Source organism: Hydrogenovibrio crunogenus, assembly GCF_004786015.1.
Classification (GTDB): Bacteria; Pseudomonadota; Gammaproteobacteria; order Thiomicrospirales; family Thiomicrospiraceae; genus Hydrogenovibrio; species Hydrogenovibrio crunogenus.
In genome coordinates this window covers 1,522,677-1,538,554 of the sequence record NZ_CP032096.1, presented here as the reverse complement: position 1 = coordinate 1,538,554, position 15,878 = coordinate 1,522,677, and the positions used below count along the sequence as shown (strand labels likewise).

The following is a 15,878-nucleotide window of genomic DNA, read 5'->3' as shown; positions in this document are numbered from 1 at the left end:
AATATTCTTTAATGAATCGCTTTTTTTCTTACTCATTTTTTCTCTTCAAAGAGCAGCTCTTGCCGAAAACGGAAGCCCTAACGCCTCGCGTAACCGGGTGCCCAAAGCTGCAAAGCGAAGCGGCGCAGCTTTGGGCAGTCCGAGTTTACGCGATTGTTATGTTTACAGGTCAGATGCAGCCTTTTTTGCGTTCTTTTTCTTTATGTCTTCTTCAATGAGGTTTTTCATTTTCCGCACTTCTGCTAACGCTGGCGTGAATGTGTAATTCAGAGACGTTGACTGTCGATTACCAAACCCAAATGTATTTCGATTGAGAATAATCTCAACGTTGCCGTCCCGGTACTTGTAGTCTTGTTGGAACCCCCTGCCTTGGGGGGATGCTGCACCATACTTCGTATCAAGCGCATCCTTTAGAGTCTTGAATGTTTCTCCGGCATCTTGCCAAGTAACTGAAATATCGTAAAGCTTCTTGTCTGGAGAAAAACTCAGCCATGCTTCTCTGACGGAACCAAACTTATTGAATTTTTCATAGTATGAAACCTTGATTATAGGTAAATCACTCCCATACCCTTTGTATCCGTAATTATCGTCGAATCCACCTTCCGCACTTTTCAAAGAAGACTTGACCTGATCAATAGTTTGCTCGCCTAGCCCTAGGCCAAGATACTCTCCAGCGCTAGCAATTCCCGCAAAAAAAAGCAAGCCGATGGCCAAGCCAACTTCCTTATTCCAAAGCTTCATTGATTTCTCCTTTCGTTGGTTTGAAACATAACATTTAGTATAAGGCACTAATGCCTTGTTATTTTGTATTGATATTAAATTTAAGTTTATTTGCTTACATATTCGACTAAGTTGTTTTTTTGACATAAAATTCAGTATTAATAAGTAAAACCTGTCAACACCTGAGAGTAATGGTATAAATACTACCTTAAAAAAACCATCTTTACTAGAAGAAATGCGTAGTAAGTTACGCAGAGAAGGGTATGCCTTTTCTACTGAGAACAGTTATTGTGACTGGGTAAAGCGATTTGTGAAATTTCATGGCTTTGTGAGTCGTGATGCGATGTTGATTGAGTCGTCCCAAAGAGTGGAGCAGTTTTTAACACATTGATTATATGTCGATTTTTTTATTTTTTATCGACATATCTAAGTAATGTGTCGATTTCATTCACATATCAATCTGGAATAGCTGGGTATTAAGGAAGAGGGTTTCAGAGTCACCTCTAAGGCATTATTGAATTCAAGGAATTCATTAAGTTTAGCAATCCAGTTATCTAGTGTATTTTTAGAGTGAAAGACTCTTTTGCTAATTTTTTGTAAGCAGGGCGGCATGTCAAAGAATAAAATCCTAAGATTAAAAATCTTATATTAAAGTCTAGGGCCTCCGCGGCGATTTTTAACTCGAGTAAGTAAGGTTTTGCACTCCACATCAATGATATGTTCACGTGAAAACAAATGTTCATGTGAAAAGCGATTTAATGCTTCTGTGTCATTTGTTAATGTATGGATATGAAGACTTTTCATATCACTCATAATATACAGGCTCACAACTTCAGGGCATTCTGCCAGTTCATGGGCAATTTTTTCAATTCCTTGGGGGGCGACTTTTACATCAAGAAAAGCTGACAAAGATTTACCAAGTTTGTCAGGGTTTATTACCGCTGTAAATTGCTCAATCATACCTTCATCAACTAATTTCTTTACCCGCTGCCTAACATAAGCCCGAGAAACCCCTATTTCTCGGGCTATATCTGCAAATGAAGCTCGTCCATTTTTAATTAATAAATTAATAATATGTGTATCGGTGTTCATTATTAACATCCTTTACTTTTAAAAATGCTCCAACCTGGTGCGTGCCCGAAATTAGAATATTTATGTCGTTTGTATACAAGATACCTTAGTTTTAGTGATAAAAGAAATCAACTAGGAACAAATGGACATAATCTGTATACAATTGATATCTAAAAAATGTTTATTGTAAACAATCTTTCTTAATTAAGACAGTATCTTATGGTGCAAATAAGAAAACATTAATTTGTATTTCAGGATTAAAAATACACTAAATTCTTTAAAATCAATTACTTACTTTTTGTTTTTGTTTTTGGCATATCTTCTGCTGAATGAGTGCCTGAAGTTTACAAACGATAATGTCTTAATTAGGAGATAAATGAATAATGAAGTCTAAAAATCAAAAACGAGCACTTGGGTTGCTTGTCGGTGCTCTAACTGGTGGAGCACTGCTTTCAACAGCGTCAATTGCAAATGCTGGTGTGACGCTTAATGTTGATGATGACCGATGGGTAAAGATCGGCGCAGGTCTTAGAACAAGTATTACAACCACTGATGATGATGGAGCGACATCTCCAACAGATATGGCTGTTAATAATATGCGTTTTTATCTAACCGCTCAAGCAATGAAAGATATTCAGTTTACCTTTAATACTGAAAAAGATGCTAACGATAATATCAAAATGTTAGACGCAGCAGCAAAATTTCATATCAATGATGCTTTGAATATTTGGGCTGGTCGAGTTTTGATTCCTACCGATAGAGCTAACTTAGATGGACCATTTTACCAAGCGGCGTTTGATTTTCCTTCGGTACGAAAATATCCATCCATCAATGCAGGACGAGATGATGGTGTTATCTTCTGGGGGCTAACCAATAGTAAAAAAATTAAGTATTACCTTGGCGCTACTCAAGGACGTTCTGATGTAGGTGGTCCGAATGATTCTGGTAATTTGCTTTATTCCGGTCGCCTTGCTTTGAATTTATGGGATGCTGAATCAGGGTATTTTAATCGAAGCACCTATCATGGGAAGAAAGATATTCTTTCCTTCGGTATAGGTGGAGCTTACCAAGCAGATGGAGCAGGTACGGATGTTAACAATCAAGGAAATTTTACAGCTTGGAATGCTGACTTCTTGCTTGAAAAGAAACTTTCAAATGGTGGTGTAGGCACACTCGAAGGCGCTTATTATTCATATGACTTAGATGGTGTAACAGATCCGACTCTTAAAGCAGGCAAATCTTACTTGGCATTGGCTTCTTATATGTTTCCGACAAAAGTTGGAATTGGGCAATTTCAACCTTATACGCGTGTACAACAATTTGATTATGACGCAGCTGGCTCCGGGACCATGGATAAAACTGAACTCGGCGTGAATTATGTTATCTCGAGTCATAATGCGCTTATTTCCGCCGTTGCTACCAATACCGATGTTGCTGGTTCGCCTTCCGTCAGCACGTTTAAGTTAGGTACTCAGATTCAATTTTAATCAAAGTTAAATCAATTTATTTAGGAGTTATTAGATGGATATTAAAAGAAGAGATTTTTTAAAAACTGGACTTGCGGGCTTAGCGACTGCAGGAGCGGCAACTACAGCAATCATTCCTTCTGCGGCTAATGCAGGTTCTTCCAAAAAATTTCGTTGGAAGATGGCGAATGCCTATCCTGCGGGAGCGCCTTTTTATTCAAAAGGGCCGGGAAGTGCAAGTTACTTTTGTAAGCGTGTAGAAGAGCTATCGGGTGGGCGCTTGCGTATTAAGCATTATGCTGCTGGAGAACTAATTCCTGCGATGGAAGGGTTTGATGCGGTTTCTAAGGGAACCATCGAAATGAACTGGGCGAATTCGTATTACTGGGCAGGTAAGACATTTGCAGCACAATATTTTACAGCCGTTCCTTTTGGTATGAATTTCCAGGGAACCAATGCCTGGTTACAAGAAGGTGGCGGACAAGAGCTTTGGGATGAAGTCTATAAGCCTTTCAATGTTATGGGGCTAGCCGCCGGTAATACGGGGGTCCAAATGACAGGGTGGTTCAATAAAGAAATCAATTCTGTTAAAGACCTAAAGGGACTCCGTATGAGGATCCCTGGATTAGCGGGTAAGGTATACGAGCAATTAGGTGTCAGCGTTAAACTGCTTCCTGGGGGCGAAATCTTCCCGGCTTTAGAGCGTGGTGTTATTGATGCCGCTGAATTTGTTGGCCCTTATCAAGACCGTCGCTTAGGTTTACAAAAAGCTGCTAAGTACTACTACACCACAGGATGGTCTGAACCAAGTAATACAACAGAGTGCTTAATAAATAAAGATGCTTGGGATACTTTACCTGAAGACCTTCAGGCAATTGTTAAAGCTGTGGCTGCGGAGTGTAACCTGATGAGTCATTCGTGGTCAGAAGGAAATAATGCTGAAGCTTTAGATGATTTAGTTACAAACCAAGGGGTTGAAGTGCGAACGCTACCGGATTCAGTGGTTGCCAAACTAAAAGAGACTACTTTTAAAACGTTTGAAACGTATACAGAAAAAGATCCTTTAGTTAAAAAAGTTCATGAAAGTTATTTCGCATTTAAAGCGAAGCATGATGCATGGCAAGCACGGAGTGAAGCCGTCGTAATGACGAAGCTTTAAGTAAAATATGTTGTTTGCTGGTTTATCTCAAAAGCTGGATGCATTCATAGAATGCATCGGCCGTTTGAGCGCTTGGTTAATTTTCGCATTGGTTCTCTTGGTTGCTGGTAATGTACTTGCCAGGTACTTCTTCCATGTCAGTTCAGTGAGTTTACAAGAGCTTGAGTGGCATTTACTTGCAGCTATCGCAATGTTTGGGTCTGCATACACCTTGCAACAAGGTGAGCACGTTCGTGTAGACCTTTTCTATCACACATATTCTTCTAAGGTGAAACGTTGGATGGATATATTGATTCCAGTTCTTATTATTTTGCCATTTTCAATTTTTATGATCTACCTAACTTCTGATTATGTATTGCAGTCCTATGAAATGAATGAGGTTTCACCTGATCCAGGAGGGTTGCCTTACCGATACTTAGTCAAGGCATTGCTCCCTTTAGGCTTCTTTCTAATCGCCTTACAAGGTTTCGCGCTTTTTTTGAAAGCTTTGATACACACTGAACAAGAGTCCTAATCTATGGAACCTCAATCACTGGCCATTTTAATGGTCATTACACTTTTTGCTCTTATCCTAGCGGGTGTGCCTGTTGCTTTTTCAATTGTCGCAGCGGGTATAAGTTTTGGATTAATTGGAATGGGGTTTGATTTATTTCATCTGATCCCTGCACGTATTTTTGGTGTTATTACAAACTACACTCTTCTTGCAATCCCTTTATTTGTTTTCATGGGGGTGATGTTAGAAAAATCCCGGCTTGCTGAAAAAATGCTAGATGTCCTAGGGCTTATAGCGGGAAGAATGCCAGGAGGAATGGCTATTTCCATTATTGTTGTGGGGGTTCTCATGGGGGCTTCGACAGGCATTGTGGGGGCAACGGTTGTGACTTTGAGCATGATTGCACTGCCGACACTGTTGCGCCGCAATTACAGTCATTCTGTTGCTTGTGGAACAATTTGCGCTTCTGGAACACTAGGACAAATTTTACCGCCTAGTTTGGTACTGATATTACTCGCAGATATTACTGGGGAAGCCATAGGGCCGCTTTTTGCCGCCGCTTTGATTCCAGGTCTACTGCTGGCGACAATGTATGTTTTATACATTCTGTATCTTGCTTGGAAGTCGCCAGAAAAGGTTCCTCCTATTAATTTGGAAGAAAGACAAAGCTACTCACGTCAGGATTTATGGATTCAATTCATCAAATCTGTTGCCCCGCCATTTATTTTGATATTCGCTGTTTTGGGATCAATTATTGGGGGTGTTGCAGCGCCAACAGAAGCGGCATCAATGGGGGCCTTAGGTGCTTTGTTAATTGTTTTCTTGAGTAAGAGAATGAGTTTGGGTGTATTAAACGAAACCTTACGCGAAACGTTAAAAATAACAGGCATGATTATGTTTGTTCTTATCGCCGCCCAGATATTTGGATTGAGCTTTAGAGGGCTTGATGGGGATTATTTAATTGAAGATCTATTTTCAGTCATTCCTGGCGGTGAGTGGGGTGCAATATTATTTATGATGGTACTTCTCCTTGTTCTAGGCTTCTTCTTAGAATGGATAGAGATTTCTTATATTGTATTGCCTTTGATGTTACCTATTTTTCATGCATTGGGCATTGATATGGTCTGGCTGGCGATCTTAGTGGCGCTTAATTTGCAGACTTCATTTTTAACACCGCCTTTTGGCTGGTCATTGTTTTTCTTGAAAGGGGTCGCTCCGCCTGAAATAAAGACAATAAGTATTTATAAGGGCGTTCTTCCATTCATTGGGATGCAAATCAGTGTTATTGGCCTGGTTATGATTTTCCCTGATATCGCATTATGGCTACCTAAAGCCATTGGTTGGAGTTAAATATGAAACCTTTTCCAAAAACAGAAATGGCAGAAAATGGCATGGTGGTGGCGCCACACCATTCTGCTGCAGATGCAGGATTGAATATTTTAAAGTCTGGTGGCAATGCCATTGAAGCAGCCATCGCCACGGCAGCTTCTCTGTCTGTACATTATCCTCATATGACAGGAATCGGTGGGGATGCTTTTTGGCTTATTTATGACCCCGAGGAGGGGGTGAGCTTTATTGATGCGTCAGGCTATTCTGGTGGGGAAGTAAAGCCTGAAATCTATTCAGACGTTAGTGACATACCTTTTAGAGGAAAGCTTGCAGCGAATACGGTTGCAGGTGCGGTTTCTGCTTGGTCTTTGGCATATGAAAAAAGCCAAGCTAATTGGCAAGGAAGTATGAGTGCTTCACAGTTGATGTCCGAAGCCGTTTTGGCAGCTGAAAATGGCACCACCGTTACCGCCTCTTTAGCCGAAACGTTGAAAGACAAAGCCAATGAACTTCAATTGGATCCTTTTTTTGCCGACGTTTACTATCCACAAGGTAATACCCCTAGAGCGGGAGAATCTTTAATTCAAGCCGCACTGGGTAATACTTTAAAAACCATAGGGGAGAAAGGATTCGATGATTTTTATAGAGGGCAGGTGTCAGAAGACATTGCTTTTGATTTTGCACATCGACAAGGACTGATAACGCATGACGACCTTAAAAATCACCATGCAAAATGGCAGCCTTATCTTGAATTAGAAACGTCTCATGCAACCCTTTTTAATGCATCCGCACCCACACAAGGCGTAGCTTCGCTGATGATTTTGGGTTTATTTGATCGATGGGTTGAGAAATTACCCGATATAGACTCTGCTGACTATGTGCACCTACTGGTTGAAGCCACCAAGATTGCTTTTTCACACAGAAATCGCATGGATACTTCTGCAACGCCTGAAGAGCTTCAAGCTTGGTTAACGCCTGATTATTTGGATCAATTAAGCGAACAGATTGATTTGAACAAAGCTCGTCCTTGGGGAGAGCAGACCTCCCCAGGTGATACGACCTGGTTTGGAGCTATTGATTCTAAGGGTCGAGTAGTGAGTGCTATACAGAGTATTTATCATGAGTTTGGAAGTGGATTCATGCTCCCAAAAACAGGGGTTGTTTGGCAAAATAGAGGGTGTAGCTTTTCGCTAGATCCTACTAATGTTCGAGCACTCGCGCCTCATAAAAAACCTTTTCATACCTTAAATCCCGCAATTGCTTTATTCAAGGATGGTCGTGTCATGGCCTATGGAACAATGGGAGGAGATGGGCAACCTCAGACACAGGCAGCTGTTTTTTCGCGCTATGCCTACTATGGAGAAGATATACAAACGGCCATTAATAAACCTCGTTGGTTATTAGGTCGAACCTGGGGCAATTCTTCCGAAACTTTAAAACTAGAATCTCGGTTTCCGGATTCTTTCAGCCTTATTCTTCGTGAAAAAGGGCATGATTTTGAATGGTTATCCTCTCTAGATTCTTCCGTAGGCCATGCAGGTGCATTAATACGTCATACATCGTCAACAATAGAAGGGGCTTATGATCCCCGTAGTGATGGCAAATCTTCTGGATTTTAAGGGCAAAATATATAATGAATGAATTACTGATTTTAATCCCAATTTTATTAATTAGCGGCATGATCGCTGGGCTCTTGGCTGGGCTGCTAGGTGTTGGTGGTGGCATTGTTATCGTTCCGATGCTATATCATATTTTTATTTATCTGAATATTGATATATCGATTGCTATGCCATTGGCCATAGGAACCTCATTATCCACTATTGTCGTGACATCCATTATGTCCGCTAGGTCCCATCACAAAAAAGGCGGCATTGACTGGGACTTGGTAAAAGTTTGGTTGCCATTTGTCATAATAGGGGTCTTCATAGGAGCCTTTTCCGCAAACTTCATAGATGGCGTAACTCTGAAGGTCATGTTTGGTGTTTTGCTCTTAGTTATCTCTGTACATATGATAATCAGTATAAGAAGGAGTTTAGTTATCGCTAAACAACTTCCAAGTTTTCCAGGACAATCTATTTTTGCAACTTTGATCGGAACATTTTCGTCAATCTTAGGGATTGGTGGAGGAACATTAATGGTTCCATTGTTGACACTTTTTTCTTATCCAATACACAAAGCAGTCGGCACGGCATCTTTGTTTGGTTTAGTCATCAGTATCCCTGCAACACTCGGATATATCTTTATTGGTTGGGATGTTCCTAACTTGCCTACTGGTTCAACAGGGTATGTTAACTGGCTTGGTTTTATAGCTTTAGTTCCAATGACAATGGTTTTTGCGCCTTTGGGAGTAAAGTTGGCGTATTTTCTTAATGTGAAACAGCTAAAAACAGCTTTTGCAATTTTTCTAGCGCTTGTTGGGATCAAGATGCTTTTGGTCTGAATTATTAGCACCTTTTTATCTCAGTTCTGCTGCTGGGCTAGTCTTTTCTTTTTAGGTTCGCGCACTTTCTTTTAGTATGGTTCGGTTACGAGTTAATTTCAGATTGAGTGATGAAGGAGAGGATAGTCTAGGTAGAGCCCCAACGGAATAGTAACGCTAGTTACTATGGAGTTGGGGCGGAGAGTAGTTACTTTTATAAAAGTATAGCGAAAGAAGTTTTTAAGCGTACATTTTGCGCTAGATCACGATAAAAATTGCGAAGGCAATTGCACCGGCAATACTTCCATAAACCAAAAACATGGCATTGGATTTTTTCTTTTTGTTTTGTTTAGTCATAACTTCATTTCTTTTTGTTGTTTGATTATACAACTGTTTTTCAGAATTTTAGTTACCCGTTCTCGGAAGTTTGAATCAGGGAATTAATAGTACTCAGTCTAAATTAAAAAGGCCGTATTTTATTATAAATAAGTATAAAGGCGTACATTATTTCTGTTTTGAAGTTGTTTTTAAAGGTTTTTGATGTTGAAATCATGAAAATTAAGAACAATTAAGCACCTCGTCTCGGAAGTTTGAATCAGGAAATTAATTTATGCCAATCTGAATAAAATACATAAGTAGGGAGACTGTTTTTTATGATAAATCTCAAAATCAGTATTTTATGCTTTATAAGTTATTGATTTATATAGGGAGTGATTTTTAAATTTTAGTGTTTTTTAATAATTAAGACCTCCATCTCGGAAGTTTAATCATAAATCAGTGAATTAACCTTGTTTGATCTGAACTAAACTAGGTCTGATTATTCTTGTAGTGAAATTAATTGTCAAAAGCGGTGGATGCAGCATTTATTTCTTAAATTAAGATTTAAGCATTTCTGAGACAGTTTAAACGTTCCTAAGAATTTAAAAAAATTGCAAAAGAAATGAAGGTTCTTGTTAAGAATATCTTGAGTTTGATTTTAAAGTGCATAAAAAACGCACGACAGAGTGCCTTAATTGTACAAAAAAACTTTTTACCTGCCTTACCTTGTAAAAAATTTTAAGAGCTCTTAGTGGTTTTTATTTTAGGTCATAGATTCAACAAGCAAGTGCAACACCGAGGAATGGAAAAAGGTTAGCTAATGAGCTACCTTTTCAGTTCCCCAACCTAAAAGTGTTGTTACATGAACAAATATCATCAGCTAACCGAAACAGAACGATATCACTCTTATGGTCTGAAACGCACAGGTTTGTCAATTAGTGCTATTGCCAAAGAGATTACTCGCCATAAATTTACGATAAGCCGAGAATTTAACGTAATGTTAACAAGCGTGGTTGGCGGCCAATGCTCGCTCACCAATTAGCATGTGCTAGAAAACGCAATAAAGCGTGTAAACGCATTTCTCAGTCCGTCTGGCACAAAGTATCTAAGAACCTTAAAAGCAACTGGAGCCCTGAGCAGATAAGTGGCCGCCTAAAAATAGAATCAAGCATTTCAATAAGCCATGAATGGATTTACCAATTCATCTATCAGAACAAAGCAAGAGGTGGCCCTTGTACCGCTATCTATGCCGTAAAAAACGTTATCGAAAACGTGATCGGGTTTATGAAACGCGTGGTAAGTTGAATAAAGGAACCAGTATAGATGAACGTCCAAGTATCGTTGATGTTAGACAACGCATTGGTGATTGGAAGGTTGATACGGTCATTGGGATAAAAACAGGACCAAGCCTAGTCTCAATGGTTGATAGGGTTTCTCGACTTTCACAGTTTATAAAGGTGGAAACACGTAAATCAAATATGGGAGCCTGTAAATAATTCTGTGTAAACGCTCGGTTGATCAAACATAAGGTTTCAAGCGTTCTTCATGCAGAATCATAAACTGGTTCATGGCTAATTTCCAGTCTCGAATCGGCATGGTCCATTTTTTTGAGGCCGATTCAATGGCCAGAAAAATGATTTTAAAGGCCGAGTTATCATGGCTGAAGATCTTGCGATTCTTGGTGGCTTTGCGAATCACCGAGTTCAAAGATTCAATCGCATTCGTCGTATAGATCACCTTGCGGATCGCCTGAGGGTACTGGAACAGCGTGGCCACATTGTCCCAGTTGTTGCGCCAGGAACGACCGATATTGGGGAATTTGTCATCCCATTTGGTCTCGAACTGCTCAAGCGCCAACAGAGCTTCTTCTTCGGTCACTGACTGGTAAACCTGTTTGAGGTCGTTGGCGACCTGTTTGCGCTCTTTGTAGCCAACATAACGCAGGGAATTGCGCACCATGTGCACAATGCAAAGTTGAACATCTGCCTGAGGGTAGACGGTATTGATGGCCTCAGGAAAGCCCGTCAGGCCATCAACGCTTGCGACCAGTATGTCCTTGACGCCTCGGGCTTCAAGGTCGTTTAAAACGCTCAACCAGAACTTGGATGACTCGGTCTCAGACAGCCACAGGCCCAGGCATTCTTTTTGGCCGTCGGTATTGACGCCAAGCGCTACATACATGGTTTTTCGCACCACCTGTTTGTCCTGGCGGACCTTGATGACAATACCATCGAGATACAGCAGCGGATAGACTTCGTCCAACGGACGAGAACGCCAGAGGGTGACTTTTTCCATGACCGCTTCGGTGACCTTGGAGATCAGTGTTGGCGAGACATCAGCGCCATACATCTCTTTGAACGTTGCCACAATGTCTCGGGTGGTCATGCCTTTGGCATAAAGCGCCAGTATCTGGTCATCCATGCTGGTCAGGCGGGTTTCGCCTTTTTTGATAATGGTGGGGTTAAACTCACTCTGGCGATCCCGAGGGATGGCGATTTCCACTTCGCCATGGTCGCCTTTGAGGGTTTTAAATGAATAGCCGTTTCGGCTGTTGTCGCTGTCGGAACTGTGGTGCTTGGGATAGCCCAGGTGCTCTTCCATTTCAGCACCGAGGGCGGCTTCAACGGTCATTTTAAGCAGACTGGCTGAGAGGTCAGACAAGTCGCTCTGAGTTTTGATATCCTTGGCCAGCTCAGCGGCCATGGCTTTGAGTTTTTCTTGGTCGATGTTGCTCATAGTGATTTTCCTTTTCGGGGAATTTTAAACTATGAGCGTTTACACAATTTGGTTTACAGGCCCCAAATATGGTGGCATCAGTCATTATTGAACAATTTAAATCTCTTGGTAAGCCTGTATATAGTATTACGGCAGATAATGGCAATTTTTTTTGTTAAGCAAGTTTTAAAATAAGTTTTTTATAAAAAACATATAAAATCAATATGTTGGTATTGTTTTTATAGTCGCGCAAGAAGTATTGGGGTGCATTACATAAGAATTACGAACCCCTTTGTTGGCATCGCTGATTATTAGTTTTGTTGATTTGGTTTGACGTCTATAAAAATTTTTATTTATGGAGCTAAACGTCACTTTAGAAAAAGATTGGGAAGGGTTAGAAAACTTAATAAATGGGAGGTATTCAGTGAGTATCTTTTTTAATATTTGCCTCATAAGAATCAATTGCTTTGCCAAGCAAATAAACGCAACCAATAATGCAAATGACGACTAGAGAGGTATAGAAAAACATGATCATATTTTTACTCCACAAAGTTGATATTAATTACTAATACATTGATTGTTCGTGTTGCTTTTATAAAAAATGAACTTTAGTGGCCAAGTTTTTTTGAGATTCTGAGTGTGATTAAAAACTTACCCTAATAAGCCCGTAGTTCTGTAGTTGTTAAATATTGTTTTAGACAAAAATATTATATGCCGTTTCTCAAATTATCCAAATAATCTGCCCATTTTTGCATCATTTCTCTGCGTTTATCCAGATGCATTGCTTTATTGTATATTCCCCGCACACCAACAAGTTTATGGTGAAGTTGCATTTCTGTAACTTCGTAATCAAAGCCAATTTCAGTTAAATATGTTGTTGCTGTATGTCTTAATCCGTGTATCGTCACGTCATCAAACCGCCATCCAGATCGTGATTTTGCTTTGTTAATGGCCTCTATTCTTATGTGTCCAAGCTTACTTGCTCTGCTCTCAAATACATAAATTTTAGGTTTTGTGGCGGCAATAAGTGTTTCAAGGAGGTTTATAGCTTGCGTGCTTAAAGGAACGATAAAGTCAGAGTGGTCTTTTTTCATATCTTCTGCATTAATCAAAAGCCATTTATTATCCTTGTCATAGGATTCTAGTTTTAAAGATGCGAGAGAGCCCGAACGCATAAAGAGTAGGGGAGATAAAAGCAATGCTGTCTTGACTGCAATATTTGTTTTATTGAGTGCTTTAATATCATTTAAAAACCTTCCAAGCCTTTCTGATTCACCTTTGCGAGTAAGGTTAAAGTGTGGCATTTGTTGAGTTTTTTTGGTCTTAGTCACCTGTTTCATAACTCCAGCCGCAGGATTGAATTTTACCATTCCAAGTATTGCAGCCTGGGAGTATGCGCCAGAAATTATATAGCTTAACTTTTCTGCGGTTCCATAGCTTCCTGATTGTGCTACTGATTCCAGTAAGTTATATATATCAAAAGAAGTAATTTGGGCTGCATCTCTATTACCAAAAGGATTTTTAAGGAAATTTTCATATCGACCTTTTGTAGTGTTGAAATGTTTTTCTGACCAGTCGGCTTTTCCTTTTTTTAAATAAAGCTGGATAATGTGATCGAAATCAACCTTTTCTGATGATGTTTGATATTTTGGGTCAATGCCTTTCTTTAAAAGCTCTCGATATTGCTGTGCTATTTCTCTAGCAGCTTTTAATGACATACTAGGATAGTAACCTAAGACAAGGTTATTTATTTTTTTGTTCACTGGTCGCTGGTATCTGAACTTGAATCGTTTCGCCTTTGGCATAATTTCAATGCTAAGACCTTTACCATCAGACAGACTCTTAGTAGAAGGGTGAACAGCCTTTCTTATCTGCACATCTGAAAGTTTGTTGATCATAAAATGTACCACGGTTTTAAATTATTTAACTTGTGGTACAAGTGTAGTTCATTAATTTGACGAATGTCACGGAAAAAAGAGGAAAAATAAGGACTATTTGATAGGTACTACGGTGGTACATGAGCCATTGAATTTCGTATTAAAAACAATGGCTTATGTGTTCTGTATGGTGGAGATGGGCGGAGTCGAACCGCCGTCCGAGAAGCCTCCATTTAAAGCTCTACATGTTTATTTGGTCTATTATTTTAACTTAATGCTGCCCGACCAGCAGGGATCACATTAAGCGAGCTTGTAAAGTTTAGTCAAGCCTCATCCAAACACATGAGACCGACGATTCCGTGTGAGTCGACACAGAACTGGGTGCCACGAACAACGCTCCCAGTCTGCGCTAGCGGGATTAAGCCGCTAGAGCGTAGTTATCGTCGTTTGCAACTATAACAAATTGAAATAAAGATTTACGTGCATCATTCAGGCACGACATGCATCCTAAACTTTGTACTCCCCGTCGAAACCAGTGCATCCCCGTATTCGGTTCTCATGGTTGCTACGGTAAAATTGACCAGGCCTGGTCAATTTTATGTACCACAAAATTTATGTTTTCATTATAACGTTTATTGGGGGTGGTTACGAATTTTTCAAGAGCGAAGCTTTAAAAAATTATGCGTGGTACTTCATAATGCGTTGTTTATCACGATTCCAGTCACGTTCTTTTTGAGTTGCACGCTTGTCGTGAAGTTTTTTACCTTTCGCTAAACCAATAGAGATTTTGACTTTACCTCTACTCCAGTGAAGGTCTAATGGAACGACAGTAAATCCTTTTTGATCGACTAATCCGATTAAACGATCGATTTCTTTTCGATGCATCAAGAGTTTTCGGAGTCTTAATGGGTCATGGTTAGCGTGTGTAGAGGCTGTAATCAACGGCGTAATCAGTGCACCAAAAAGCCAGGCCTCATTGTTTTTCAGCAAAATATAGCTTTCATTGATTTGCACTTTACCTTGGCGGAGACTTTTAACTTCCCAGCCTTCAAGTGCCAAGCCTGCTTCAAAGGTTTCTTCAATAAAATAGTCGAAACGCGCTTTTTTATTTTGAGCGATACTGTTTGGATTGTTTTGCTTTTTTTTCTTTGCCATAATAGGGCGATTATAGCGAATTTACTGGTTAAATATGAAAAAAATCTCACGCTCTGCATTATTGCCGTATTCTGCGGAATCTATTTTTAATTTGGTTAACGATGTAGCGTCCTATCCTGATTTTTTGCCTTGGTGTGGCGGGGCTGAAGTGGTTGAAGAATCAGAAGATAGAATGGTTGCCAGTATCTTAATTGCGAAAGCCGGTATCAAACAGTCTTTTACAACTCAAAATTTTCTAAAAAAGCCTGAGTCAATTGAAATGAATTTGGTTGATGGTCCTTTTAAAAGTTTATTTGGCGTATGGCAATTTAAAAGTTTAGATGAAGATGCTTGTAAAATTACATTGGATATTGAGTTTGAAATCAGTAATTCTTTTTTAAATGCGGCAATCGGCGCATTGTTTGAACAAATTGTATCCACATTGGTTCAGTCTTTTTGTGATCGCGCTAAACAGGTGTATGGGTAATGAAAATTGAAGTTGCGTATGCGTTAGAAGATGAACAGTTTTTGTTTGAAGAAGAGGTCGAAGCAGGAACCACTGTCGAGCAGGCTTTAAAGTCTTCCCAGTTATTGAAGAAATTTCCTCAATTAAATATCGAGCATGTCGGTATTTTTTCTCAAATTGTAAAACATGACTATGTCTTGAGAGAAGGGGACCGTATTGAGGTATATCGCCCGCTTAAGGCCGACCCTAGAGATCGACGCCGTAAGCAAGTGGAAGAAGATCGTAAAAAGACGTCTTAGTTTTGTAAGGTTACTTTCTGGGGGACCACTTTCCAGTTGTCAAGGTATTGCTCACTGTCAAAATTAATGACTAAGTGACGAACAGCATCAGGATGAAAGTCTGGATCAGTTGTATAGAATACATATTCCCAGTGGTAAGGATTGAAAGGATCCTGTCCTAAAGGCGGCCCCAGAATGTCTTTGACTTGGCTGGCTGTTAAGCCAGGTTGAAGCGTATTGAGGGCTTCTTGGCTGATGACAGTGCCTTGCGTGATGGTTGCCTTGTAAGGTGTGAAAAATGAACACCCACTTAAGGTAAGTAAACTAAGCGATAAGCTTAGAAATAAAGCTGTTTTGACCGGTTTATTCATACATTATTTTATCTTAAATCAATTTTTGGTTTATTATACACCTTAAGCAATTTTTAAAAAGG

General features: G+C 39.8%; 17 protein-coding genes and 1 other RNA gene. 11 read left to right on the top strand and 7 right to left on the bottom strand.

All coding sequences use genetic code 11. From position 1 onward, the window contains the following. Positions 1-162: 162 nt before the first annotated feature. Positions 163-741: a hypothetical protein gene (locus tag GHNINEIG_RS07450; protein ID WP_135796064.1), complete on the bottom strand. Its 579-nt coding sequence runs from the start codon at positions 739-741 to the stop codon at positions 163-165. A 214-nt stretch (positions 742-955) separates the two neighbouring features. Here GHNINEIG_RS07450 and GHNINEIG_RS07445 point away from each other — a divergent pair, with 214 nt between their 5' ends. After that, positions 956-1,111, top strand: coding sequence for a phage integrase N-terminal SAM-like domain-containing protein (locus GHNINEIG_RS07445; RefSeq protein WP_135796063.1), 156 nt, complete (start codon positions 956-958; stop codon positions 1,109-1,111). 257 nt (positions 1,112-1,368) lie between these two features. On the opposite strand, the gene GHNINEIG_RS07440 is transcribed toward GHNINEIG_RS07445, so the two are convergent. Continuing rightward, complete coding sequence (locus GHNINEIG_RS07440) at positions 1,369-1,812, bottom strand: Lrp/AsnC family transcriptional regulator (RefSeq protein ID WP_135796062.1); 444 nt, start codon at positions 1,810-1,812, stop codon at positions 1,369-1,371. Between the two features lie 362 nt (positions 1,813-2,174). Here GHNINEIG_RS07440 and GHNINEIG_RS07435 point away from each other — a divergent pair, with 362 nt between their 5' ends. From GHNINEIG_RS07435 to GHNINEIG_RS07400, 8 genes are all read left to right on the top strand, one after another. Then, entirely contained in the window at positions 2,175-3,278 is a 1,104-nt protein-coding gene (locus GHNINEIG_RS07435; protein ID WP_135796061.1) for a hypothetical protein, read from the top strand. A gap of 34 nt (positions 3,279-3,312) precedes the next feature. Beyond that, complete coding sequence (locus tag GHNINEIG_RS07430) at positions 3,313-4,416, top strand: TRAP transporter substrate-binding protein (protein ID WP_135796060.1); 1,104 nt, start codon at positions 3,313-3,315, stop codon at positions 4,414-4,416. Positions 4,417-4,423: 7 nt separating this feature from the next. Then, positions 4,424-4,930: a TRAP transporter small permease subunit gene (locus GHNINEIG_RS07425; RefSeq protein WP_135796059.1), complete on the top strand. Its 507-nt coding sequence runs from the start codon at positions 4,424-4,426 to the stop codon at positions 4,928-4,930. A gap of 3 nt (positions 4,931-4,933) precedes the next feature. Next, complete coding sequence (locus GHNINEIG_RS07420; protein WP_135796058.1) at positions 4,934-6,259, top strand: TRAP transporter large permease; 1,326 nt, start codon at positions 4,934-4,936, stop codon at positions 6,257-6,259. Between the two features lie 2 nt (positions 6,260-6,261). Further along, positions 6,262-7,857, top strand: a complete 1,596-nt coding sequence (locus GHNINEIG_RS07415; protein ID WP_135796057.1) for a gamma-glutamyltransferase family protein — start codon at positions 6,262-6,264, stop codon at positions 7,855-7,857. A gap of 14 nt (positions 7,858-7,871) precedes the next feature. Beyond that, positions 7,872-8,678, top strand: a complete 807-nt coding sequence (locus GHNINEIG_RS07410) for a sulfite exporter TauE/SafE family protein (RefSeq protein WP_135796056.1) — start codon at positions 7,872-7,874, stop codon at positions 8,676-8,678. 1,159 nt (positions 8,679-9,837) lie between these two features. Further along, positions 9,838-10,017, top strand: coding sequence for a helix-turn-helix domain-containing protein (locus tag GHNINEIG_RS11825; protein ID WP_083756130.1), 180 nt, complete (start codon positions 9,838-9,840; stop codon positions 10,015-10,017). Between the two features lie 145 nt (positions 10,018-10,162). Continuing rightward, positions 10,163-10,471 carry a hypothetical protein gene (locus GHNINEIG_RS07400; protein WP_135796055.1) on the top strand — a complete coding sequence of 103 codons (309 nt, stop codon included), beginning with the start codon at positions 10,163-10,165 and terminating at the stop codon, positions 10,469-10,471. Positions 10,472-10,493: 22 nt separating this feature from the next. Here the strand turns inward: GHNINEIG_RS07400 and GHNINEIG_RS07395 are convergent, their stop codons facing one another. The 4 genes from GHNINEIG_RS07395 to smpB form a co-directional block, all read right to left on the bottom strand. Further along, the gene (locus tag GHNINEIG_RS07395; RefSeq protein WP_135796803.1) at positions 10,494-11,702 is read right to left on the bottom strand and encodes an IS256 family transposase; all 1,209 of its coding nucleotides are present in this window, start codon (positions 11,700-11,702) and stop codon (positions 10,494-10,496) included. 695 nt (positions 11,703-12,397) lie between these two features. Next, complete coding sequence (locus GHNINEIG_RS07390; protein ID WP_011370833.1) at positions 12,398-13,588, bottom strand: tyrosine-type recombinase/integrase; 1,191 nt, start codon at positions 13,586-13,588, stop codon at positions 12,398-12,400. A 167-nt stretch (positions 13,589-13,755) separates the two neighbouring features. After that, positions 13,756-14,112: a transfer-messenger RNA gene (gene ssrA, locus GHNINEIG_RS07385) on the bottom strand. 133 nt (positions 14,113-14,245) lie between these two features. Beyond that, complete coding sequence (smpB, locus tag GHNINEIG_RS07380) at positions 14,246-14,722, bottom strand: SsrA-binding protein SmpB (RefSeq protein WP_135796054.1); 477 nt, start codon at positions 14,720-14,722, stop codon at positions 14,246-14,248. A gap of 34 nt (positions 14,723-14,756) precedes the next feature. Here smpB and GHNINEIG_RS07375 point away from each other — a divergent pair, with 34 nt between their 5' ends. Further along, complete coding sequence (locus GHNINEIG_RS07375; RefSeq protein WP_135796053.1) at positions 14,757-15,188, top strand: type II toxin-antitoxin system RatA family toxin; 432 nt, start codon at positions 14,757-14,759, stop codon at positions 15,186-15,188. Then, the gene (locus tag GHNINEIG_RS07370; protein ID WP_135796052.1) at positions 15,188-15,466 is read left to right on the top strand and encodes an RnfH family protein; all 279 of its coding nucleotides are present in this window, start codon (positions 15,188-15,190) and stop codon (positions 15,464-15,466) included. Before GHNINEIG_RS07375 ends, GHNINEIG_RS07370 begins: the two co-directional genes overlap by 1 nt. Here the strand turns inward: GHNINEIG_RS07370 and GHNINEIG_RS07365 are convergent. Beyond that, positions 15,463-15,816, bottom strand: a complete 354-nt coding sequence (locus GHNINEIG_RS07365; protein ID WP_135796051.1) for an outer membrane protein assembly factor BamE — start codon at positions 15,814-15,816, stop codon at positions 15,463-15,465. The genes GHNINEIG_RS07370 and GHNINEIG_RS07365 overlap by 4 nt on opposite strands. Between the last annotated feature and the right edge of the window lie 62 nt (positions 15,817-15,878).

What these genes read in the sequence shown, in the direction of transcription:
- GHNINEIG_RS11825 (WP_083756130.1), top strand. Translation starts at nt 9,838, where the DNA reads ATGAACAAATATCATCAGCTAACCGAAACAGAACGATATCACTCTTAT.
- GHNINEIG_RS07440 (WP_135796062.1), bottom strand. Translation starts at nt 1,812, where the DNA reads ATGAACACCGATACACATATTATTAATTTATTAATTAAAAATGGACGA.
- GHNINEIG_RS07400 (WP_135796055.1), top strand. Translation starts at nt 10,163, where the DNA reads ATGGATTTACCAATTCATCTATCAGAACAAAGCAAGAGGTGGCCCTTG.
- GHNINEIG_RS07415 (WP_135796057.1), top strand. Translation starts at nt 6,262, where the DNA reads ATGAAACCTTTTCCAAAAACAGAAATGGCAGAAAATGGCATGGTGGTG.
- GHNINEIG_RS07420 (WP_135796058.1), top strand. Translation starts at nt 4,934, where the DNA reads ATGGAACCTCAATCACTGGCCATTTTAATGGTCATTACACTTTTTGCT.
- GHNINEIG_RS07430 (WP_135796060.1), top strand. Translation starts at nt 3,313, where the DNA reads ATGGATATTAAAAGAAGAGATTTTTTAAAAACTGGACTTGCGGGCTTA.
- GHNINEIG_RS07410 (WP_135796056.1), top strand. Translation starts at nt 7,872, where the DNA reads ATGAATGAATTACTGATTTTAATCCCAATTTTATTAATTAGCGGCATG.
- GHNINEIG_RS07375 (WP_135796053.1), top strand. Translation starts at nt 14,757, where the DNA reads ATGAAAAAAATCTCACGCTCTGCATTATTGCCGTATTCTGCGGAATCT.
- GHNINEIG_RS07370 (WP_135796052.1), top strand. Translation starts at nt 15,188, where the DNA reads ATGAAAATTGAAGTTGCGTATGCGTTAGAAGATGAACAGTTTTTGTTT.
- smpB (WP_135796054.1), bottom strand. Translation starts at nt 14,722, where the DNA reads ATGGCAAAGAAAAAAAAGCAAAACAATCCAAACAGTATCGCTCAAAAT.
- GHNINEIG_RS07450 (WP_135796064.1), bottom strand. Translation starts at nt 741, where the DNA reads ATGAAGCTTTGGAATAAGGAAGTTGGCTTGGCCATCGGCTTGCTTTTT.
- GHNINEIG_RS07435 (WP_135796061.1), top strand. Translation starts at nt 2,175, where the DNA reads ATGAAGTCTAAAAATCAAAAACGAGCACTTGGGTTGCTTGTCGGTGCT.
- GHNINEIG_RS07425 (WP_135796059.1), top strand. Translation starts at nt 4,424, where the DNA reads ATGTTGTTTGCTGGTTTATCTCAAAAGCTGGATGCATTCATAGAATGC.
- GHNINEIG_RS07365 (WP_135796051.1), bottom strand. Translation starts at nt 15,816, where the DNA reads ATGAATAAACCGGTCAAAACAGCTTTATTTCTAAGCTTATCGCTTAGT.
- GHNINEIG_RS07390 (WP_011370833.1), bottom strand. Translation starts at nt 13,588, where the DNA reads ATGATCAACAAACTTTCAGATGTGCAGATAAGAAAGGCTGTTCACCCT.
- GHNINEIG_RS07445 (WP_135796063.1), top strand. Translation starts at nt 956, where the DNA reads ATGCGTAGTAAGTTACGCAGAGAAGGGTATGCCTTTTCTACTGAGAAC.